Origin of the sequence: Mangrovibacillus sp. Mu-81 (genome assembly GCF_036867415.1) — a bacterium.
Lineage (GTDB): Bacteria > Bacillota > Bacilli > Bacillales > Bacillaceae_B > Rossellomorea.
In genome coordinates this window covers 1-22,216 of the sequence record NZ_JBAJHU010000009.1, presented here as the reverse complement: position 1 = coordinate 22,216, position 22,216 = coordinate 1, and the positions used below count along the sequence as shown (strand labels likewise).

At 34.9% G+C, this 22,216-nt stretch carries 20 protein-coding genes, 1 tRNA gene and 1 pseudogene; 16 read left to right on the top strand and 6 right to left on the bottom strand.

Annotation, left to right across the window (positions count from 1 at the left end; translation table 11 throughout):
* From V6B33_RS16465 to V6B33_RS16415, 11 genes are all read left to right on the top strand, one after another.
* Entirely contained in the window at positions 1 to 1,299 is a 1,299-nt protein-coding gene (locus tag V6B33_RS16465; protein ID WP_282139283.1) for an arsenic transporter, read from the top strand.
* A 21-nt stretch (positions 1,300 to 1,320) separates the two neighbouring features.
* The gene (gene arsC, locus V6B33_RS16460; RefSeq protein ID WP_282139282.1) at positions 1,321 to 1,740 is read left to right on the top strand and encodes an arsenate reductase (thioredoxin); all 420 of its coding nucleotides are present in this window, start codon (positions 1,321 to 1,323) and stop codon (positions 1,738 to 1,740) included.
* Between the two features lie 94 nt (positions 1,741 to 1,834).
* On the top strand, positions 1,835 to 2,197 hold the full coding sequence (arsD, locus tag V6B33_RS16455; protein ID WP_282139281.1) for an arsenite efflux transporter metallochaperone ArsD: 363 nt from the start codon (positions 1,835 to 1,837) through the stop codon (positions 2,195 to 2,197).
* Between the two features lie 18 nt (positions 2,198 to 2,215).
* On the top strand, positions 2,216 to 3,985 hold the full coding sequence (arsA, locus tag V6B33_RS16450; protein ID WP_282139280.1) for an arsenical pump-driving ATPase: 1,770 nt from the start codon (positions 2,216 to 2,218) through the stop codon (positions 3,983 to 3,985).
* Between the two features lie 15 nt (positions 3,986 to 4,000).
* Positions 4,001 to 4,948, top strand: coding sequence for a thioredoxin-disulfide reductase (trxB, locus tag V6B33_RS16445; RefSeq protein ID WP_282139279.1), 948 nt, complete (start codon positions 4,001 to 4,003; stop codon positions 4,946 to 4,948).
* Between the two features lie 16 nt (positions 4,949 to 4,964).
* Entirely contained in the window at positions 4,965 to 5,393 is a 429-nt protein-coding gene (locus V6B33_RS16440) for a protein-tyrosine phosphatase family protein (RefSeq protein ID WP_282139278.1), read from the top strand.
* Positions 5,394 to 5,414: 21 nt separating this feature from the next.
* Positions 5,415 to 5,690 carry an adhesin gene (locus V6B33_RS16435; RefSeq protein WP_282139277.1) on the top strand — a complete coding sequence of 92 codons (276 nt, stop codon included), beginning with the start codon at positions 5,415 to 5,417 and terminating at the stop codon, positions 5,688 to 5,690.
* Positions 5,691 to 5,978: 288 nt separating this feature from the next.
* The gene (locus V6B33_RS16430; RefSeq protein WP_334218836.1) at positions 5,979 to 6,782 is read left to right on the top strand and encodes a TIM barrel protein; all 804 of its coding nucleotides are present in this window, start codon (positions 5,979 to 5,981) and stop codon (positions 6,780 to 6,782) included.
* 520 nt (positions 6,783 to 7,302) lie between these two features.
* A complete protein-coding gene (locus V6B33_RS16425) occupies positions 7,303 to 9,249 on the top strand; it encodes an excinuclease ABC subunit C (protein WP_334218835.1) in 1,947 nt (648 codons plus the stop codon).
* Between the two features lie 1,144 nt (positions 9,250 to 10,393).
* On the top strand, positions 10,394 to 11,221 hold the full coding sequence (locus V6B33_RS16420) for a hypothetical protein (RefSeq protein WP_282139272.1): 828 nt from the start codon (positions 10,394 to 10,396) through the stop codon (positions 11,219 to 11,221).
* Between the two features lie 229 nt (positions 11,222 to 11,450).
* A complete protein-coding gene (locus V6B33_RS16415; RefSeq protein ID WP_282139271.1) occupies positions 11,451 to 12,257 on the top strand; it encodes a hypothetical protein in 807 nt (268 codons plus the stop codon).
* A 297-nt stretch (positions 12,258 to 12,554) separates the two neighbouring features.
* Here the strand turns inward: V6B33_RS16415 and V6B33_RS16410 are convergent.
* Positions 12,555 to 13,174: pseudogene (locus tag V6B33_RS16410) on the bottom strand (recombinase family protein).
* A gap of 199 nt (positions 13,175 to 13,373) precedes the next feature.
* Between V6B33_RS16410 and V6B33_RS16405 the strand changes: the two are divergent.
* Positions 13,374 to 14,741 (top strand): helix-turn-helix domain-containing protein, encoded by a 1,368-nt coding sequence (locus V6B33_RS16405; protein ID WP_282139270.1) that lies wholly within the window; start codon positions 13,374 to 13,376, stop codon positions 14,739 to 14,741.
* A gap of 109 nt (positions 14,742 to 14,850) precedes the next feature.
* On the opposite strand, the gene V6B33_RS16400 is transcribed toward V6B33_RS16405, so the two are convergent.
* Entirely contained in the window at positions 14,851 to 16,185 is a 1,335-nt protein-coding gene (locus V6B33_RS16400) for a hypothetical protein (RefSeq protein ID WP_334218834.1), read from the bottom strand.
* Between the two features lie 286 nt (positions 16,186 to 16,471).
* Between V6B33_RS16400 and V6B33_RS16395 the strand changes: the two genes are divergently transcribed.
* Positions 16,472 to 17,449: an SMEK domain-containing protein gene (locus tag V6B33_RS16395; protein ID WP_282139268.1), complete on the top strand. Its 978-nt coding sequence runs from the start codon at positions 16,472 to 16,474 to the stop codon at positions 17,447 to 17,449.
* 653 nt (positions 17,450 to 18,102) lie between these two features.
* Here the strand turns inward: V6B33_RS16395 and V6B33_RS16390 are convergent.
* Together V6B33_RS16390 and V6B33_RS16385 are read right to left on the bottom strand one after the other, a co-directional pair.
* A complete protein-coding gene (locus tag V6B33_RS16390; RefSeq protein ID WP_282139267.1) occupies positions 18,103 to 18,471 on the bottom strand; it encodes a hypothetical protein in 369 nt (122 codons plus the stop codon).
* A 4-nt stretch (positions 18,472 to 18,475) separates the two neighbouring features.
* On the bottom strand, positions 18,476 to 18,700 hold the full coding sequence (locus tag V6B33_RS16385) for a helix-turn-helix domain-containing protein (protein ID WP_282139266.1): 225 nt from the start codon (positions 18,698 to 18,700) through the stop codon (positions 18,476 to 18,478).
* A gap of 299 nt (positions 18,701 to 18,999) precedes the next feature.
* Here V6B33_RS16385 and V6B33_RS16380 point away from each other — a divergent pair, with 299 nt between their 5' ends.
* The 3 genes from V6B33_RS16380 (at position 19,000) to V6B33_RS16370 (ending at position 21,532) form a co-directional block, all read left to right on the top strand.
* On the top strand, positions 19,000 to 19,197 hold the full coding sequence (locus tag V6B33_RS16380) for a helix-turn-helix domain-containing protein (RefSeq protein WP_282139265.1): 198 nt from the start codon (positions 19,000 to 19,002) through the stop codon (positions 19,195 to 19,197).
* A gap of 48 nt (positions 19,198 to 19,245) precedes the next feature.
* Positions 19,246 to 19,935 (top strand): site-specific integrase, encoded by a 690-nt coding sequence (locus tag V6B33_RS16375; RefSeq protein WP_282139264.1) that lies wholly within the window; start codon positions 19,246 to 19,248, stop codon positions 19,933 to 19,935.
* Positions 19,936 to 20,347: 412 nt separating this feature from the next.
* A complete protein-coding gene (locus tag V6B33_RS16370) occupies positions 20,348 to 21,532 on the top strand; it encodes a tyrosine-type recombinase/integrase (RefSeq protein ID WP_282139263.1) in 1,185 nt (394 codons plus the stop codon).
* 100 nt (positions 21,533 to 21,632) lie between these two features.
* Here the strand turns inward: V6B33_RS16370 and V6B33_RS16365 are convergent.
* Both V6B33_RS16365 and V6B33_RS16360 read right to left on the bottom strand, forming a co-directional pair.
* A tRNA-Ala gene (locus V6B33_RS16365) sits at positions 21,633 to 21,705 on the bottom strand.
* Positions 21,706 to 21,977: 272 nt separating this feature from the next.
* Positions 21,978 to 22,216 (bottom strand): hypothetical protein (locus V6B33_RS16360; protein ID WP_334218833.1); only part of this gene is annotated, 239 nt, incomplete at its 5' end.

The window sequence follows — 22,216 nt, the reverse complement described above, 5'->3', positions numbered from 1 at the left end:
TTGACATCAGTTATTTTAGCATCAGTGATATTTTTAGCCACACTTATCTTAGTGATATGGCAACCGAAAGGATTATCCATCGGCTGGTCGGCCTGTGGAGGAGCTATCCTCGCTTTAATCGTTGGAGTGGTTGATTTTAACGATGTAATCGATGTGACATCCATTGTTTGGAACGCTACTCTAGCCTTTATTGCCATTATTATTATTTCTTTAATATTAGATGAAATTGGATTCTTCGAATGGGCAGCCCTTCACATGGCTAGAGCTGCAAAAGGGAACGGGGTTCGAATGTTTGTTTATGTATCTATACTAGGTGCATTAGTAGCTGCCTTTTTCGCGAATGATGGTGCAGCACTCATATTAACTCCGATAGTATTGGCCATGGTTCGAAATCTCAACTTTAATGAAAAAATGGTTTTCCCATTCATTATCGCGAGTGGATTTATTGCGGATACGACATCTTTACCATTAGTAGTCAGTAACTTAGTTAATATTGTCTCTGCAGACTTTTTTAGTATCGGATTTGTGGAGTTTGCTTCCAGGATGATAATACCGAACTTCTTTGCATTAGGTGCCAGTATTTTGGTTTTATATCTGTTTTTCCGGAAAAGCATACCAAAGAAATATGATATGGCTCAATTAAAAAAACCAGTTGATGCTATTCAGGATATAAGAATGTTTCGATTATCTTGGGTTGTGTTAGGCATACTGCTTATAGGTTATTTTGCGAGTGAATTTACAGGTGTACCTGTATCCATTATTGCAAGTGTTGTGGCAATTTTCTTCCTTCTTATGGCTAGAAGAAGTCATGCTGTGAACACGCGTACCGTCATTAAAGGTGCTCCTTGGGCAATCGTCTTTTTCTCCATCGGTATGTATGTAGTGGTTTACGGCTTGAGGAATGAAGGGTTAACCAATGTTTTAGGGGACCTTATTCAAGTGACAGCCGATCAAGGACTATTCGCTGCAACCGTAGGAATGGGGTTTATTGCGGCTATCCTTTCTTCGATTATGAATAATATGCCGACAGTCATGATAGATGCCCTTGCGATTGCCGATACGGATACAAGTGGTGTCATAAGAGAAGCCCTTATTTATGCCAACGTCATTGGCTCAGATTTAGGGCCGAAAATCACGCCAATCGGATCTCTTGCAACGTTACTGTGGTTACATGTATTATCGCAAAAGGGTGTTAAGATTTCATGGGGTACTTATTTTAAAACAGGAATTATTTTGACGATCCCAACATTGTTTATTACATTAGTTGGTCTCTATATATGGTTATTAATTATCTATTAAACAATAAAGGAGAAATGCATCATGTCTAAAAAAACAATCTATTTTTTATGTACAGGGAATTCTTGCAGAAGCCAAATGGCAGAAGGATGGGCAAAGAAATACTTTGGTGATGAGTGGGATGTCAAAAGTGCTGGTATTGAAGCACATGGTTTAAATCCCAATGCGGTAAAAGCGATGAAAGAAGCTGGGGTGGATATTTCCAATCAAACATCGGATATTATTGACCCTGAAATCCTCAATAATGCGGATTTAGTGGTTACATTATGCGGGGATGCAGCGGATAAATGTCCAATTACACCACCGCATGTGAAACGCGAACATTGGGGCTTTGATGACCCTGCAAAAGCTGAAGGAACCGAAGAAGAAAAGTGGGCATTCTTCCAAAGAGTACGTGATGAAATTGGAGATAGAATGAAACGTTTTGGTGAAACAGGAAAATAATCCAATTAAATAGCCAAGAGAGAAATCTCTTGGTTTTCTTTATATGTGAATATAAGTATATGCTTATACATTATTGAAAGGTGAGGGTTATATCATGAAAAAAGTAGAGATTTATGATCCTGCGATGTGTTGTTCAACGGGAGTTTGTGGTCCAAGTGTGGATCCAGAATTAACTAGAGTGGCCACTGCCATTTATTCATTAAAAAAAAGGAACTTTGATATTACACGATATAATTTAACAAATGAACCCGGTCAATTTGCGAATAACAGCTTAATCAATAGTGTTTTACATGAAAAAGGGCCAGATGCCTTACCAGTTGTCTTAGTGAACGATAAGGTTGAAAAAATGGGAAGTTATCCTTCAAACGAAGAATTTGCTGAGTGGTTTGAAGTGAAACCTGAAGAACTAAATGAAAAACCCAAAACTCGACTATCTATTGATTTAAACCAACTGTAATAAGAAGGAAGTGAAAACATGTTTCAACCATTCAATCCAAAGAACGTTGTGAATACTCCCTTTCTATTTTTGACTGGTAAGGGTGGTGTAGGGAAAACGTCAACGGCTAGTGCAACCGCAGTAGCTCTAGCGGATAGTGGGAAAAATGTTTTACTGATAAGTACAGATCCTGCATCCAATTTACAAGACGTATTTAATATCGAATTAACTAACACACCCAAAGCTGTTCCGGCGGTGAGTAATTTATTTGCGTGTAATCTAGATCCTGAAGCATCAGCAAAAGCCTATCGGGAAAAAGTAGTTGGACCCTATCGAGGCAAACTTCCTGAATCGGTTGTTGCCACTATGGAGGAACAATTATCTGGAGCTTGTACAGTGGAAATTGCCGCATTTGATGAATTCACGAGTTTATTAACCAATGGTGAAATCGTCCATCAATACGACCATATCATTTTTGATACAGCTCCTACTGGGCATACACTAAGACTTTTACAACTTCCAACAGCCTGGAACGGATTCTTAGAAGAAAGCACACACGGGGCCTCGTGTTTAGGTCCTTTATCAGGATTGGCAGATAAAAAAAATCTCTATTCGAGAACGGTAGAGGTCCTTTCCGATCCAAGTAAAACCACTTTAATCTTGGTTACAAGACCTGATGTTTCATCACTTTTAGAAGCAGACCGAGCATCACTTGAACTCAAAGATATTGGTGTCAAAAATCAGACACTTATCGTCAATGGTCTTCTTCAATCACATTTAGAAGAGGATGAAGTATCATCAGCTTTTTATCATCGACAAAGAGATGCATTAAAGCAACTACCAGAAAATCTAAAACAAACACTGATTTATTCGTTACCGTTTGTATCTTATTCCTTAACAGGTATAGAGAATCTTCGCTACCTATTTAAACATTACTCCATTCCATCAAGAGCGGCGAACAAGGAAGATTCAAGTATAAATCTCCCTAGGTTAAATGACGTAATCAATGAATTTTCTTCGAACAATACTAGGTTGATTTTTACGATGGGAAAAGGTGGAGTTGGAAAAACGACGGTTGCTTCTGCCATTGCAGTGGGTCTTGTCGAAAAAGGTCATCGAGTACACTTAACGACAACAGATCCTGCGGCTCATATTAATTATCAATTTCAAAGTGATCAACTCAATCAAAATTTAACGATTAGTAGTATCGATCCTAAAAAAGAAGTTGAAAAATATAAAGCAGATGTATTATCTAAAGCAGGAAAAGATTTGGATGAAGAAGGTCTTGCTTATTTGCAAGAAGACCTTAATTCACCTTGCACAGAGGAAATTGCCGTTTTTCGAGCATTTGCTGATGTCGTGGCGAAATCACAGAATGAAATTGTGGTGATTGATACAGCTCCAACTGGTCATACCTTATTATTGTTAGATGCGGCTCAGTCTTATAGTAATGAGCTTGCTCGAACAACAGGAGAAGTACCTGAAAGTGTAACCAAATTATTGCCTCAAATTCGGAATCCAAGAGAAACATCCGTTGTGATTGTGACACTTGCTGAGGCTACACCTGTGCTAGAAGCCTCAAGATTACAAGATGATCTAAAGCGAGCAAATATTACCCCGAAATGGTGGGTCATCAATCAAAGTCTTTATGCGACTAAAACGAAAGATCCTGTTTTAAAAGGAAAAGCCATGGCAGAAAAAGAATGGATTCAAAAAGTGAATGAGAAAGAAACTGAAAGATGTGCCATTATTCCTTGGCTAAATGAAGAAAAAATTGGGTACGACAAACTGAAAGATTATCTTAATTAAAGGTAGTGATTAGATATGGAAAAGGTCGTTATTTTAGGAACGGGTCCAGCAGGATTGACAGCTGCTATCTATTTAGCACGAGCGAATATGCAGCCAATTGTCATTGAAGGAGACCAACCTGGAGGCCAATTGACCTTAACAACAGAGGTTGAGAACTTCCCTGGTTTTATTGATGGGATTATGGGGCCTGAATTGATGGAAAATATGCGAAAACAAGCGGAACGATTTGGAGCTGAGTTTAAAAGAGGATGGGTCACGAACGTTGATGTTTCCCAAAAACCTTTCAAGTTACAAGTGAGTGGCTTGGGCGAGGTTGAGACGGAGTCCATCATCCTTTCAACAGGAGCTTCAGCGAAGCTTTTGAATATACCAGGAGAGAAAGAAAATATTGGTCGAGGTGTGAGTACATGTGCCACCTGTGATGGATTTTTCTTTCGAGGAAAAAAAGTCGTGATCGTTGGCGGTGGAGATTCTTCGATGGAAGAAGCTAATTTCTTAACAAAGTTTGCCAGTGAGGTAACCGTTGTTCATAGAAGGAATGAACTTCGTGCCTCCAAAATCATGCAAGATCGGGCAAAGGAAAATTCAAAAGTTTCTTGGGAACTGAATAAGACCCCGCTGGAAGTTATAGCAGATGAAAATGGAGTGACAGGTTTAAAAGTCAAAAATAATGAAACCAATGTAGAAGAAATCATTCGAACGGACGGGATTTTTGTTGCTATTGGGCATACACCAAACACATCTTTCCTTAATGGCCAGATAAGCACTGATGAAACAGGTTATATCAATGTGGTTCCTGGAACGACTGAAACCAATGTACCTGGGGTCTTTGCTTGTGGAGATGTTCAAGATAAAAAATACCGCCAAGCGATTACAGCTGCGGGTACTGGATGTATGGCTGCTTTGGATGCTGAAAGATATTTAGAAGGAAATGCTGTCCATGATTGGAGTAAATCACTGTAATAGGAGGATTCTTTTAATGACAACAAAGAATTATCATGAATTAGTAAAAGATCGTATTTATATTGGTGGAGCAGACGATCTTGACGATGTAATGAAAAATGAAAAAGTAGATATTGCATTTGATTTAAGAGCAGAAGCACCAAAAGAAGAATCAAAGTATAAACGTATGCATAGTCCAATTGTGGATAACGCAGACCAACAAGATGAATCTGTTAAGAAATCCATCGATCTTGTCGTAAAAGCATATAATGAAGGGAAAAAGGTTTACTTCCATTGTCAAGGAGGGAGCAACCGTACAGGAACCGTTGCGATTGGAACTCTTTTGGCTTTAAAGAAAGCAAGTACAATGGAAGATGCTGAAAAAATAGCTAAGGCTGCTCGCCCAAAAATTAATGTAAAACCCGAAATGAAGGAAACATTACAAAGAATTTTTCCAAAAGCATAATATCATTAGGAGGAGAAATAAATGAATATTACAGATGGAGCCAAGCAATTGTTAGAAAATGTGCTAAGTGAACGAGGTGCAGAAGGGATTCGTCTTTATTCTGTTACAGGTTGCTGTGGACCACAGTTTGCGATATCTCTAGAAGCACCTGAGGAATCAGATTCAATTCAAACAATTAACGGCATCAAAGTGGCCATAGATTCTGAGATTACAGCAACGGAAGAGTTAACGTTAGACAAAGAGGAAAATCAAAATGGTGCTGGATTAGTGTTATTAGGTGCCAGTAACTGTTGTTAAAAATAAATAATTCAAACTTAAGGAGAGGGGGATAATCCTAACGGGTTCGGTTTTGGAGTACAAAATGTCAAATGACAGCACTTTTCGCTACCCGATTAGCTATATAATTTTCAATAAATACACACTAAAAAACGCACAGTGATTGGTTATCTGTGCGTTTTTTTATTCATAATAGAGGATTTTCCAAAGGTCTTATGGGATTTTATGTTAATATTTAGATAAAGGGATTGTTCAATTAAAGGTCAGGTTAATTGAAGAAGCACTAATGAAAATTTGGAGGGTAATACTTTGAAAAACAAGAATATCAATCTTAAATGTTCTCTTGATCCAAAACAGATAGATGATCGTTTAAAATATAATCCGGGGACTGTCGAACTTCAATTATTTGAACATGATATTTACTCTCCAGAAAAAATTATCAATAGTATTCGGTTACTTCAAGAAAATAAAGTTAAGGTTTTTCTTCATCATCCGATGAAAGTAAATGGGAAATTTTTAGATGTATTAAGTAAGGATCCAGAAGTATTTGAGTTTTATCGTTCGTCTTGTGACATTTTAAACGATATTTGCCATTCTGAAGACATTTATTGTGTGGTTCATCCTCACTATGAAAAGTGTGAAAGTGGAAAGACGGATACATTTAATCAAGAATTAATTATTGATCGATCAAATTCTTTAAGGGAAGCAGTTCAAATAGTGCGTCGCAATACATATGATCGATTTCTCTGGGAAAATGCTCCGAGAGGGATTTTCTCCAGTGCAAATCGTTACTGGCTATCTCATATCGTAAAACCCTTAAATCTACCTATTTGCTATGATATTAGCCATTCTTTTATGTCTTTTCGAGGAGACAACCAAAAGTTAGAACAAGATCTTATTGAGGCTTTTCCTTTTACTCGGCACTACCACGTCGTAGATAGTGCTGGTACAGACGTTCACGATGCTCTGTCTTTGGGTTTTGGTGGGATAGATTGGTCAAGGTTAAAACCTTATCTTATTCAAAGGGATTTTATTTTTGAGATCGATTTACCAAATTATGAAGATTGTACGCCAATGATTGATAGTCGTAATTACTTTGAATTAATAAAATAGTTCTTTATTCAACTAACGGGGGCGTTAGTTGAAGATGAGATCAAAATAAGACCAGACATGTTAGATATGTCTAATATGTGTGGTTCTTTTAAAACCAAGCGTTAAATTCAGCTAACCTAAATATAACATTGGCTCAATAAATATATGGACGATCGAAATGGTGATGGACTAGTGGGTGAGTAAACATGCCTTCGTAGTACAGAATAGGAAAATTATTGAGACGATTACTTAATAAGTAATCGTCTCTTCTTCATATATGACGCATACTGCGAAACAATTATTTTCTTTTATGAAAGAAAGTCCTCTTTTTGCTTCAATAAGACAATGACCAACTACCAATGCACAAAACAGAGGTAGTAGAAGAATTACATTTAGGAGTGGGAGAGTTATCATTAGGTGGTTCTCTCGCTTCGCTTGGAGATCCGATAAAGGAATGGAAAGGAAACCAGGAGCCTGTATGTATTCTGTGGTAAAATATAGGAAGATTTAGTTTCATATTTTTAAAAAAGGAGTGGCGGGATTGGATAGTATTAATGATGTCAAAAGCATGGTGAACAAATTAATAGAAGAACACTCCGATAAAGAAATCACCCCAGATACAAACTACAAAATTTCCGGCATATATATGATATACATAGACAAACTCACTTCAGATAAAATGGTACCCATTTATATTGGCCAATCAAAGGATGTGCAAAAGCGGTATAAAGTTCATCTCAGTGAAATCCTTTCCTTAAACCGGCTATCTTATGAGAACTACTATAACTACTTTTTTTCTAAGTCTAATTCGTTTTATGAAGGGCGTTTTAAATCTTCTAAGATTTTTAAGTTTATGGTCGAAAATAGCTATACTCTTAGTGATTTTCGTGTGATTTTGTTAGAAGAGGTTAAAGCTGAAGAATTAGATGGAAAAGAACAGGAATACATACAACAATTAAATGCCTCTTTCTTCGGATTTAATCAACTGAATTCCTTTCTTGCGGCTATCAAGTTGCACCATCTTGCAGATGCGGAAATAAAAGAGTTGGACGATTTCCTTAGATTAGTCCAGGAAGATATAAAGGGGATCTATTCTTATTATGATTATGGTTTCACCAGATTTAACCTAGAGCATTCCTTCCTTAAGGAGCTCTCTTTCTTGTCAGAGTTGAACACCAAGATAAGTGACACGAAGCTTTTTAAAGAAGTAAATCTTGAGATTAAAGAGTTGCTAACACATTATCGTCTTGACCTTCAAATAGCTGAAATTCAACAGCTGGAGAAAAAATGGAGTTGGCTGAGAGAACCATACGAAGTGGCAGTAGGTGAATATAATAAAGCCTTCGTGCTTCTTGCTAATCAAGTAAAAGGGAAATTTAAAGAACTACAGTTTTATAGTAAAAAGGCTTTTGAAAACTTCCTGTACAGTATTGTTAAGGAAGAGAAAGAGACACTTAAAGGTGAGTTTTTGAAGTATCTTGAGAAGAAAAACTGCTCTATAGATTTTTACCAACTTTTCGACAAACAAATTGCTGTGGTGGTTGAAAGGTTGGAGGAAAAAGAACAAAGAGGGAAGCCCGTTGCGGATGCTTATAACAAGTATCAAGAAAGAATGGCCAAGTTTAAGCGCGAAAGATATAAGATGATTTTCCCTTCAATCCATTTCAGTCCGTTTTTTCTGGGGGATAGAATGCAGCTCGCTCCACTAAACATCGAGGAAGATGTGAATACCATTCATATCCAGTTGTTCATTTCAAACAATGGGAGGACAAGAGGATATTACCGAAAGGATCCATTCATTGTTCGCTTCGATTACTGTTACTTCGATGACTCTGGGAGAAAAGTTGAAAACCAGTATTATATTGAGAATGAAACAACACTTCGTGGTTTATCGGGTATTCAGTATATTGAGAAAGATTTTGATAGTATGTTTGTTTTCAATCCCGAGAGGTTTTCAATTACCGGATTGATAGATGATGAATTAGATAACTCTTTTATATCTGTCTTAGCTGAATATAAGCATGGGATTAATGATTACACATTGAAAGATAAAAAGTTGGTACGGTTAGAGGTAGTATTAGATGAACTGCAACAGTTAGTTAACGATGAAACCGAGTTTGTTCTAACTAATACCGAATCAAAAGGGTGTTTGGAAAAGTCTCTTTTTAATGAACAGTTGCAAGGCCATTCTTTTGCAGTGAAGTTGCTTGAAACCGGGAAAAGGAGAAAGCGTTCGAAAATAAAACCGGAGAAGGTTCCTAAGAGTCCGAAGAAAATAGACAAAGTGAAAGTCGATCCTAAGATTAGGCGAGCAGAGACTTTTAGAGGAAAAGTTATAGCGAAGTCAAATAACAAAATCGATATTGTTGAATACATCTCAAGTAAAGAAAAGGTAACAGCTAAATGCCAGGATTGCGGCCACAAGTGGAAAAAGCGGAGTGATCATTTATTGGCGCGGCTGTATTGCCCAAGGTGTGATAAGGCATAAAAGAGTTCCGAAGCACCTCTACCTCGCTTACTGTCGCCATTTCCTGTCTAATTGATAATCTACTGGTATTAAATTAGCCTTACGGGGATAGCAGGTATTATCCAACTATAAAGCCTTTAGTTCGTATAACATGGATTATGTGTATACAACTTAAGCAAAACCGATGTCACCGGGAATAAACATGAGTAATGGAAAATGTATTACATAGGACCAAACTGGTCAATTATACGTTGATCATTCTTATATAATTGGTTGTTTAAGGGGAGAGACGTTCATACTAAGAGAGGGATAGGTTTGTTCGGTTAGAGTACACTTTATCTGAACCAAAAGTTAGACAATTGCCAGCGGCATAATTAGCAAAAGTGATAATACCATTGCCTCCATTAGAAGAATAAAAACGCATAGTTGAAAAGACAAAAGAACTATTACCTTACACAAAACAACTGGTTAAGTAGGATTAGGGGATCATAGGTAGGTCAATATCTCTGCACCTTTCAAAGTGGCGACCGCGCCCGGGTCACATGCGAGTCGCATAGTTCGCTAGAGAATACCCCAAACCACAAAACTAAACCACATAGCCTTGTAATCCTTGATATTAAAGGTTTTACAGGCTATGTGGTTATTTTTATTTCGTCTAACAGTTATTGGATATTCTATAATTGTACTTACTAAAAGCATGATTTAAGGTTGTTTTCAGCTCTTTAAATATGAACACGTATTTATTGAAGAGTAAGTGTCTTAACTTATAATTATAAATCATGAACGTTAATTTACTATTTAAAAGCTTTGCCTTACTTCTTAATTACGGCCATGTACAACTTTTGACGTAATATTAAATATCAAATGACAAAATTGAACGAAAAAATGACACACTGTTTACCACTTTACCACTGAAAATCCTTCTGATCAGTTAACGATAAAAACTCCAGAATAACTCTTGTAACACCTAATAGACCATTGCTGTGCAACTTGAAATATTTTAATGAAGGAATGCACTATAATAAAAAGGTTATATTATCGGGGTAGGGTTTCCACAATCTGGATAGATTGTGGAATAACCGGGTTTGAGAAATATGCTAAAATTAGGAAGAGATCATGATGTAATTAATTCTAACAAGTAGATTATTGAAAAGAGGGTTTATTTTTGAATAATATTGAATGGATTACTATAGGGATTAATGCAGCAATAAGTCTGTTTTTAAGTTTAATCTTATTTGCTTTGGGATTAAGAGCAGGGAAGGAAAGAGCTGAGAGAAAAGAATTACGAGAGAAATATCGGAACATCTATTCTTATCTTAAAAAGTTCAGAGATGGAATAGAAGAGGGCAACCCATTATACTGGAGACATTTTGTGAACTCGGTTCATGATTCATTTACTCCATATTTAGAAGAAATGATGGATAAAGGAGACCATGTCGAATTAAACAAAGGTTTATTTCCACAAATTATCGAACTAGAAAAAGATTGCTTATCTTATGGTTGGAGTTTTCAAAATCTTTCTCTAAAAGCAGGAGAAATTGTAGAAGAGGTACTTATAAAGAATGGAGTTAGTTTAAAAAAAGAAAAGTATCAAACTAAGACCAGCATTACAGATACAGATAGTGAAAAAAGTGGTCCATTTTTTGAATATAATCCTACAAAATTAATACATGAGAAAGAATTTAATTATGTGTTAAATAGATTGGAAAATTCAGAAGTAGGAATTAGTTTTAGATACGTACAAGAATCCAATATAAAGTACCAAATTCATATAAGACAAGCGGATACAAGGTATCTAGACATCTTTAATATATTTAGTCAAATTAGATGCTCTCTAGTGGAAATTAAAGATAAAGATCGGTTTTTAGTAAAAGAAGATGAACTTATTTACGATATAAATAAGTTATTAAATAAATTGGAAAAGAGAATACGAGAACCCTATACTTTCTGGAGTACAGTAGGTAATTCTATAAAAGATATTTTTTTGAGATGATTATCTTCAACCTGAAAAAATGATATAAAAAAGTTTGGTTGTAGCATTTTATTTAACAATCAAGGGCAAGTAAGGGTGTGTGTTTGAAAAAAATGTTTTAATTGTAATTTTTTAGGTTTATTAGTATCAATTTGACGATTGTTTGTTCTATAATATAAGTAATAACTTAATAATAAGACAAGCAATATGATCACCTCGTTTCTATTGTGAATTAATAGGAGGATTTTTGATGAGACTAAAGTTTAAAGAAAATCATGTAACAGTTAAACCAACAGACGAGGAATATTTCACTTCACCTTTTACTGGACATCAGCTAAAGAGATTCCAAGTAGCTGTATCAGTTAGGGAACAACAATTATTTGTCTTTGAAGATGAATTAGATTATGTAAAAGTACATTGTATAACTGAAGTTGATGAAGATGGAAAAGAGATAGGAAAATATAATATAAGTAATACTTCTTACAGTTATAGCGATAATTCCGATGGTAGAATGTATTCTTTCGAACTATCTGAAGCGGAAAAAATCAAAATCCATAAACTTTTGATTGAGGATATTGAATTAACTCCCTATGAATACGAAGAAACTTTAAGTGATGAAGCTATTATAATTCACACAAAAGTTACTGTAACTAAGGATATTGCAGATCGTATTGAAGGTTTCCATGAGAATGAAGAGAAATACTTTACTGTAATTCGTGAGGGAATAAATGAGAATCCTATAAAAATGCGTTTTGGTGTAAATATTTGGTCTGAACACGAGAATGATGTAATTAAGTATCGATTAGTCATCGTGGAAGATAAGTATGATGCCGAGGATGACGTTCGGAGGCCACTTAATTATCCTGTAACACAAAATATTCAATCTATGACTTTGTACCACAAAAGCTATATTGAGTTATTAGCCAATTTACTTGTAGACAAAGGCTTATTAAGTAAAGAAGAGATTGAAAGGTTAAAAGATAAAGCTAAAGAAGAAAATAGTAAAAATGAAAGGTATATTTATCAAGTTAAGGACGTAGATCAAGAAAGTCTATAATATAAAATAGGATAAGCCATTGTACTAATCCTGCTTTCTTTTTTCAAGTTCATCTTTGTTTTTTCTTTAGAGTTTTGGTTTGTTACTAATGTGGATATCAAATAAAGTTAAGCTGAATAAAAAGTACGATGCTTTGCCCCTTTAGGTTTATTGGTTATCTAAAGGGGTGTTTTTATTGTGAAAGAAAGAGTAATTTGGACTAAAAGGGGATTGGGGAAAATGTTTAATGACAAGAGAGGTGTTCCGCAATCAAAGGGCAATTGTTGAAAAGATTGTCTAAAATAAAAATTTTTCCTATTACTCTCCCAATCCTTCTCTATTCATTTGCTTCAATTTTCTATAGATTGCAGATCGCGAAACACTTGTAATCTCACAGATTTGGTTTACTGTCATTTCACCTTCGTTATAAAGTTTTACCGCATAATTGATTCCGGCATGTTTCTGATGATATTTCTTAACTCTTCCTTTGTACTTGCCTTCTTTTTTTGCTAAGTCAATTCCCTCACGTTGCCTCATTCTAATCAGGTCCCTTTCCAACTGGTTAACTCCTCCCATTACTGTCATAAGGAAGTTGCTGTAAGGATTATCTTCTGAAAGATCAAGCCATGTATCTTTTAATGATTTCAAATTTGCCTTTTTGCTTCTGATTTCATCAACTAATTCGATTTGCTTCTGATTTTATCAACTAATTCGAACAGGTCCCGGGTGCTCCTGGTTATTCGAGTAAGGTCTGTGACAAAAATAGTATCTCCTTCTTCCAGGGAGCTCAGCATATTCTGTAACTCTGGTCGATCTTTGGAAGCATCAGATAATTTTTCTTGGAAGATAATTTCCATTCCTAATTCATTTAGCTGCTGTAATTGCCTTGCTGGATTTTGGTCCACAAAACTTACTCGAACATACCCTATTTTTCTCAATTTAAAGTCTCCTTATTTGAAACAAGTCTATTGATACACTTCTATACTCATTTTATCAGTGCTTAGACAATTTTTCATAGTGTTTCAATAAAGTAGACCCATTTGAAATAAATATATGTCAAAATTTTTTTTCCTTTAGTATAAGAATGATTTGAATTGGTTATTACTGCTAATACTAAATTAGGAGAAGGTGATTATATTGGGCAGTTTTTCTCAAGGTCAAATTCAATCAATCATTTATATGTATAAGGTAAAAAGGGTTTCAGCAAATAAGATAGCTAAGGAGTTCGGTGTTAGTATAACACCAATACTTGGGATTCTTCGCAGAAATAACATTGAAATAAGAAAATCAGTTTTAACTGAAGATGAAAAGAAGGAAATTATTCGAAGATACCAGGCTGGCGAATCAAGTTATAAGTTATGTAGTGAATACGGTGTTGTTAAAAACACGATATTAACACTTCTTAACAAAAACGATGTTAAAATGCGTAAGGCTGGCTCTCCGATGAAAGTTACAGAAGAAGACGCACCATCTATTGTGAAACGATATATGTCTGGGGAGAGTGCGGTCTCTATAGCACAGTCATATAACTGTGGAGTGGGGCCAGTTTTAAGGATACTTCATAAAAAAGGTGTCAAAGTAAACAAATTTATTCCTATGAATTATGAATGGGTAAGAGAGATAAATAGAGAAGTTAGACTAGACGAGAACTTCTTCTCGGAAATTGATAATGAAAAAAAAGCATATTGGCTAGGCTTTATTGCTGCTGATGGACACATAAAAAAAAATACTCTTGTTTTAAAACTTAAACGTGAGGACACCGATCATTTAGCGAAACTAAATCAAAACCTGAAAGCAAGTTATGGGATATTTGATTCAGAAACCGAAATAGATTTTGGAAAAGGGATAAAAACCTATCAACAATCGACTATTTATGTAAATTCACTAAAAATATGTAGTGATTTAAATAAGCATCTTGGGTTACTTGGGCTAAAAAAAGACGAAAGTAAAACCTATAAACTAAAGTTTCCATACTGGTTGCCAGAGCATCTATATGTCCATTTTATAAGAGGGTTATTAGACGGGGACGGTTCAATTCAAGAATATGGCGATAAGTATGATTTCAAAGTAATCTTCTATGGAACTAAGAGCATTTGTGAAGGAATTAAAAAAATAATAAAAAAATCATGTGATGTGTCTGATATTAAATTATTGAATAAACAGGGGCATTTATATGAAGTGAAATGGGGTGGACGCAAACAAACTTTAAAAGTTTTAGGTTGGCTATATGATGGTGCAACAATCTACCTCACTAGGAAGTATCTTCAATATAAAAAAATTCAAGAGGTAGAATATAAAAAGGTGTGTGATCTATTAAAGTTTACAAATGGGAATACTATTCGAAATAAAAGAATAGAACTTGGTTATTCAAGAGCAAAACTGGCTTCTTTAGTTGGTTGTTCCATTTCCTATATTAATGCAATTGAAAATGAATATAGAACAAATATAGATAATGATATAGCAAATAACCTTTTGAAGGTGTTAAAAATTGATAAGGGGAGTTAGAGGCTAGAACAATGGCCCATAAATACTTTACTGTTTCTAAATTTATGCCCTGTTTTTTATTCATTTAAAAAAGGCACAAAGCAATGATATGCTTGTGCCTTTTTATTTTTTATTGCTTTGTTATTAAGAGATTTACCCTTTCCGCTAATAATTGTAATAATTGTGGATTGTTACTTATTGTGTCAACAACATTTTGTTGCTGAGCTTGTCCTTGTTTTTCCTGTAATGCAGTGCTTGGTAATTCTACACCAAAGTATTTATCAACAAGCTTTTGTTTAACTTCCTTTTGTTCCTGTGTATCTAAATCTTTTAAGTAAGGATCAAGTGAAGCAAGTTCTAATTCTATTTTTCTGTTCCTGCGTTCCTCGTTTCGGTGGTTAGTTGCTTGTTTTGCACAGTAGGTGAAAAGTGTTAACCCAATACCGGTTAGAACTATCCGACTAACAAGAGTTGTCCAATCGAATGTACCTTCGTGCATTAATATAAATATAACTCCGAAAACAATAACAGCAATCATTGAGCCAATTGAGCCTAAATTCCACCAAAGGGCTCTTTTACTTTCCTCATTTGCAATCTTTTGATAACCATGAGCTAGACCTTTCATACTGATAATGCCAACTATTTTTTCTGCTTCTTGATTCATCTGCTTAATCTCATCGAGTTCTGATCCTAACTTGTTTTTTAAGTCTTCAGTTAGAGTGTCAAATGACTCTTGTTGAGTTTTAATCTGTTCTTTAAACTTTTCGTTTAGGGATCCAAAAGACTCCTTTTGCTCTAATATTAGTTGACCAAATGAATTTTTATTTGCTTCAACTGTGCCTTTGAAATCTTCCTCCCCTATTTTTAGGAAATTTCCAAACTCCTCATTCCTTTGAGATTGCGCTTGAAGAAATTGTTTTTGAATATCCGAAATAATAGAATCGATTCTCGACTTTTGACCTTCAATAGAATTAGTTAATTCATTTAGTTTTTGAGTATTACTTGTTAAAGTTTCCGAAGTTTCAATAGCGTCTCTTTCTACATTTGATAAATGTTGCCCAACAGATTTTCTGAATGAAATAACCGAGGCTCTTACACCTTCAATATCTTCTGGTGTCCTTGAGACCAAAACTTGAGAAAAATATAATAATAATTTTTCTATATGATTGTTAATAGTGTTCTTTAAGTGTTGATCGTTCTTATTACTTTTAAAATTATTTAACTCATTTACGATTTGTGAAATTGGTTGATTCATATTTGTTAAAGTTGTTGTGGAAATTAGCCACGGATCAACTTTATCGAGAGCTTCTTTAAGGAAAATAAAAGTCTCTCTTATTCTCCCTAACATTTGTAATTGATCAGTTGGTAAACCGTTAGAGTCAATTTCCTCTAGTGATTGTAATATATTTTCCAAGTTTACATAGGTAGCATGTTGAGTAATCTTTTCCTCAAGGGCAATAGTCAATGTTATCGGCTCCCTCTATAAATATTGATATATTTGTAATTATATAGCAATATTCGAAACGAAAGTAAACGAATTTATATTACTTTGGAAGAAGTTCTTACCAATCTTCTATTGAAAAACTTTATTTATTCTCAATATAAAAGTTTTAAAGCCTCTATTAACCTTATTTTTGAGTTTTACGCTTACAGTATTAATTTATATAATCAACTATTTAACAGATACCTATTTTAAAATCGCAAACTTTAAAGTAATATTTGGTAAAATAGGTTTAAAGAGGTGCATGAGTTTGATAAGAAGACTAGAGGAAATTGAAGATATTATGAAGGGATTATCTTTACTTCAATATTACATAAAATTTAGTTCTAATAAACTTGGGTTATACGACATTAATAAGGCGTGTGAGCCATTCTTTTGTGAACTATTTAATATTTTATGGGATACAAAGTATAAACGATTAGAATATGACGAGAAAAATCACCCTGGTATTGACCTTGGGGACAAAAAGAATCTTGTTTCTATGCAAATAACAACGGATGGCTCTAAAACAAAACTTTGGAATACTATGGATAAGTTTGAAAACCACAAATTATATGAAAAATATAATGTATTAATCCATTTTATTGTAGGAGAAAAACATTACTCTTTAAGAAAGACTGATAAAATCAAATTTAATAAGGTAAAACATAATATCTTTGTAACTATTCGGTCAATTGGTGACTATCAATATGAAGTACATATTATGGATTTAATGGACCTGATACTTTTAATCGATGAGCAAGAAGGCGATAAAATATCAAGGGTTTGTAAATTTATCAATGAAAATATAAATGCTCAAATAGAAGGCTACCAACGTCAATTATATGAGATTACTCCCCAGAGAATACGACCTTTTAGTGCGAGTTCATTTATAAATTCATATGGAATTACAAACCCAGTTGATCAGAAAGAAATATTAGAAAATATACAAAAATTAGCTGAAAATATTAATGAGTTAGATGAGAATGCAAAAAGGTTTTTATATCGAGTGTTGATTGCATATAAAAGTAAGACAAAAAATTTTTATAATAGAGATATTGTTATAGATCCAGGGGTGGTTCAAAGACAGCTTCGTATAGGAGAAGGCACTCTTCAATCTGAAATTAAACTACTTGACCACGCCGAACTTGTTGATTTAGATGCCCTTGAGTACGATGGTATGTTAAGACTTAGATACTTTGACACAGAAGTAATGATTTATTGGCAGATGTATATAATTTTTGTTTGAATAACGACAGGTCTTTAGAAAAATTAATCCTAGAACCTGATTTCTCTCAACTTGATTGAGGATTTATTTGTTATGTACTAAGTAGATATTAAAAAGCAATTCGAAGATGAATTATATATTTAACGTCTGTCCACTTAATTTTTAAAAACCTCCCCCATAATAATGGTTGAGATTAAGTTGTTTTACAAAGTACCTAAAAATTAAAAAACCCTAGAAAACGCAACATATCAACGTTTCTAGAGTTTTTAATACTGTTGTTTAAGAAGCGTTCTTCTTAACGAGAGTATAACTCAATTATTTTAGCAACCCTTATTATGTTCAATATTTAGGTATACTAACTTCTATAATTTGTTAATGCTCAGCAATTCAGACTGGTGACATAATTATCATTATATGTAATAAATCATCTCCAGTAATAAGGCTAAATTGAGAAGAAACATTTATATTGCGAAGTAAACATAAACTAAGCAACAAATTACTTATTGGCGGCCTATTCTCCAATTTCATTTATATCCCTCATCTCATCTTTTTATAAAAAGTATGTGCTTTTGCACTTATGGTGTTGCAAAAACTAAATTATTCGTCTTCTAATATTGCATGTCTCTTTAATTTTGCACTTTACAATAATTAGAACATCTAGTAATGTACTAATATTATTTTATATAAAAATCAAGAACTGCATTTACTTTATGTTGGATCTCAATAAGCAATGTATGTAATTTTTCTTTAGGTGGGTTTCCTAAAATTATCTCAAATTTTTTATTAATTTGAGCTCGTTCTTTTACCGGGTCAAAGGTATCTACCTTTGTGGAGATGGGTTCAAGTTTTGTGATATGTATTAAGTCAAAGATGTTTCCATCTTCTTTACATTGAAGACATTTCCATTCACTCGTCACTGCATCCATGATTGTGTTTTCCCAGCAATGGGGACATGGAAAAACAATTGTCATCTCGTCTGCATTAAAGACATAATCAATTTTTCGTGTTTTAAAGAATGATAATACAACATAATGTTTGCCCATATAGTCACTCCCGCGCCCACTTAGGTTTTACACGAGCAGCTTTCATAAATACTTTAAAGTCATGCCCAGTTACAATATACTTGTTTCCAAAACAATATGAAGCCATCTTTCCATCGCGGCACCAGCGGCGAACTGATTCTGGGTGCATACCAGTTAGGTCAGATATATCTTCTATATGGAGAACGACATCATCAGGAACTTCAAACAATGGTGATAATTCAATTTCCATACAATCAACTCCTTATCACACATATTACACATATTGAACAACAACTATTCAAACTGAAAAAAATTTATCCCCTCTGGTTGCCTTCGCTCTATCAACAAACTTATAATTTAAATTAGAAATAAATATTAATAAGATAAGAATTAATGCATTTTGTACAGAAGGACTGGACGAATGTATTGTGGATTTTACACAATACGTTTGTCCTTTTTTTGTTAGGAGGAAAGTTAGTTATGAGGGAATAGAATTACTATAATCACGACATATAGTAATAATCAATTTCATTATAAGGAGGGAAGACATTGGGAAAGTCGATTGAGAGTTATCCAATTGTTCTTAAAGCAAGTCACATTGCTGAAATACTTGGTGTTTCAGAACCTACGGCGTATAAACTAATGCGTGAGAAAGATTTTCCTTTGATTAAAACCTTAGGACGTAATATGAGAGCGCTTCGCAGTGAATTTTTCAATTGGTTGGAAGAAAAATCAAACAATTCTTAACCAACAATTGTGCGTTTGAATTTTATTTAAATCAGGGGGAAGTTGAGTATGAACAATAATAATCATGAAGGAAATATAAACAAGAAATGTCTGAAAGCTAGGTATGTCAGAAAACATACTCCAGTATCGGATAAGAGGGGAAAGGAAGGTAAAAGAGAATACTTAATTAATCGAAGTAAACCCAAGCAGAGGATGCTAAACCGACAGTTAAGTAATAAACGACCTTGGAGTTCAAAAGAAGTAAGTCAATTCTTAGCGGTAGTTAATAAAGAAGGAAAAGGTCTATTATATGATTTTACTCTTTCCACAGGATTAAGACTGGGAGAGGTCTTAGCCCTACCTTGGTTCAATGTGGATTTAAAACAGGGGACCGTTACAGTATCAAGAAGCGTTTCCTTCTTTTCAAATGGAGGTGCTGATCTTAGTACATCCAGAAGTCACCATCGTACGATATCTCTACCTCCATCCCTGGTAGAGAAAATGAAGATGCATAAAGAGGAACAAGATGAAATTAAGCAACGCCTGAGGGAAGATTATCGACATGGGCCTGACCTTGTATTTCCCGGAATGGATGGGGGATTACGTAACCCTTCAAGTATTCGAGTTCAATTATTCAGGCTGATAGAGAAGGCAAACTTACGGCAAATCAGTTTCCATGAATTGCGTAATATACACGAGAGCAGGCTGGTTCAAAGTGGAGCACATCCTCAGTTCATACAAGAAAGATTAGGGCGTTAAAAACTCTGAAACACTTCATACTCTATACATAACCTAGGCAGTGATATTGTATATAGCTAAAGGTAGAGTTTTGAGTAAAAGAGTAATTTCGGCTGTATGTCATAATACAAACAAGCTATTGAGGCGTTCAGGTAAATCGCAGGTTCAGAAAGAATGTATATTATCAATAAATGAATTAACCATTTTTGGTCGGGTAAGTGACTACTATAAATATTAATAGGAATTATTTGCACAGAAGAACTGGCAAATGGATTGTTTGATCAATCTATTTGCCTTTTTATTTTCAAATTTTGCAGGTAATTAGAAATTCCATCTTTGTTTAGGTAAAGGGCATTACATTATATATTTGGTGGCATGTGTTCATACTGTTGATGACCACGTGCTTACCTAAAATAGGAGGTAAGTTAAGCTTATGGCTAGTGTAAAGACGAAAGGAAAAGGAAATAAAAAACGTTGGGTGGTAAGGTATGACGGTGCGCCTGATCCAAGGACAGGAAATAGGAAACAACTTCAAAAGACTTTCAAGTCAAGTAAAGAAGCAGAAGAGTTTAGATCACAAGTAACGTTAAATAGAAGTTATCAAGGTGAAATGAATCAAAACGGGACTTCCAGCAAAAATGAAGCAGAGGTGGAGGAAATCTTGTTCGTCGAATATGCGACCAAATGGTTAGAAGTCGAGTATTACCAAAAAGTCAGGGCCACAACATTCAAAGCAGGCCGTTACTTTATGGAGAAGCACATCTGTCCATTCTTCGGAGATAAATACCTTTCAGACGTTACGACTCAAGACATCAAAGAGTTTTATGCCAAACTGAAACGAGATGGGTATGCTCAAAAAACGATCAGCAGCATTCACAAATTCTTATCGAGTTTCTTTCAAGCTACAATCGAAAATGGGGTCTTAACGGAACACCCGATCAAAGCCATTAAGAATAAGCCAAAAGATCCCATCCGCATAGCCAACCCTTGGAGTTATGCAGAGGTCGATCAATTCTTAGCAGTAGCTGAAAAAGAGGGGAAAGATGTAATGTATGACTTTACCCTTGCGACTGGGTTAAGGCAGGGGGAGGTCTTTGCCCTTCCTTGGTTCAATGTAGATTTAGACGGGAAAAGCGTCACTGTAACAAGAAGTGTTTCCTATGATGAAATGGGAAATCCAGAGCTTCTACCGAAAGCGCCAAGGAGTTACCGAACGTTGTCCTTACCCACGTACCTGGTAGAAAAACTGAAGGTGCACAAAGAAAAGCAAGATATTATGAAACAGCGAATCGGTAAAGATTATCACCATGAACTTGCCCTGGTATTTCCAAAAATGGATGGTGGATTCCAAAATCCATCTAATGTGCGCAGGCAACTCTATAATCTGATGAAAAAGGCGAACGTGAGGAGGATTACGTTTCACGAACTAAGACACACGCACTCTAGCTTGCTCATTCGAAGCGGAGCACAACCCAAGTTGGTGCAGGAAAGATTAGGTCATGAAGATATAGAAACCACATTCCGATATTATGGCCATCTTTGGCCGAATGCGGACCATGAGGCTGTTCGGGGCTTGGAGAAAGAAATGGAGAAACATAAAAGTCAAAGGAATGTCTGAAAACAAATGTGGACTTGTGAAGGTGAAGGGATATACAAGGGAAAAAGAGAAAATTGAGGGAATATAAAAAAACCCTTGAATATCAAGGGTTTCGGGTGTATGGAGCATATCGGGTTCGAACCGATGACCTCTTGACTGCCAGCCAAACGCTCTCCCAGCTGAGCTAATGCCCCGTGCGATATGTATAACTTGTTAACCGCTATGAAAATATTTTAATGGATAGTCTGTTTTTTTGTCAATAAGAATTATGTGTTCAATTTAAAAAAGTTTACCTTGAAAACGCGATTCGTCTACATTAGGGGGTTCTGTTTTGAAGTACAAAATATGAATTAACATTGCTTTTCATGTAGTAATTCGCACCAAAATTAAAAAGCAATTGGGGCAGAAAATCAAAAAGAAGAATGCTTGGAGACATATGCTCCAAGCATTTTTTTTCCCAAGATAACTACTGGTTAGCGATTTCCAAATCTACAAGAATATCCGATCCGGAAAATAAGCTACTAAAATAAGGGGAGAAATTCCTCTTATTGAGGTTATAGCACGAAAAATAAAGTGAATAGAGGATAAAACTTCCCCTATTTGCTCCAATAGCAGGGAAATGGACCATTTTACTTGCCTTAACGGAAATATCTCCCCTTATATCCCCCGAACCTAGCCCTATTCTGAAGGATAACGGGAAAAACT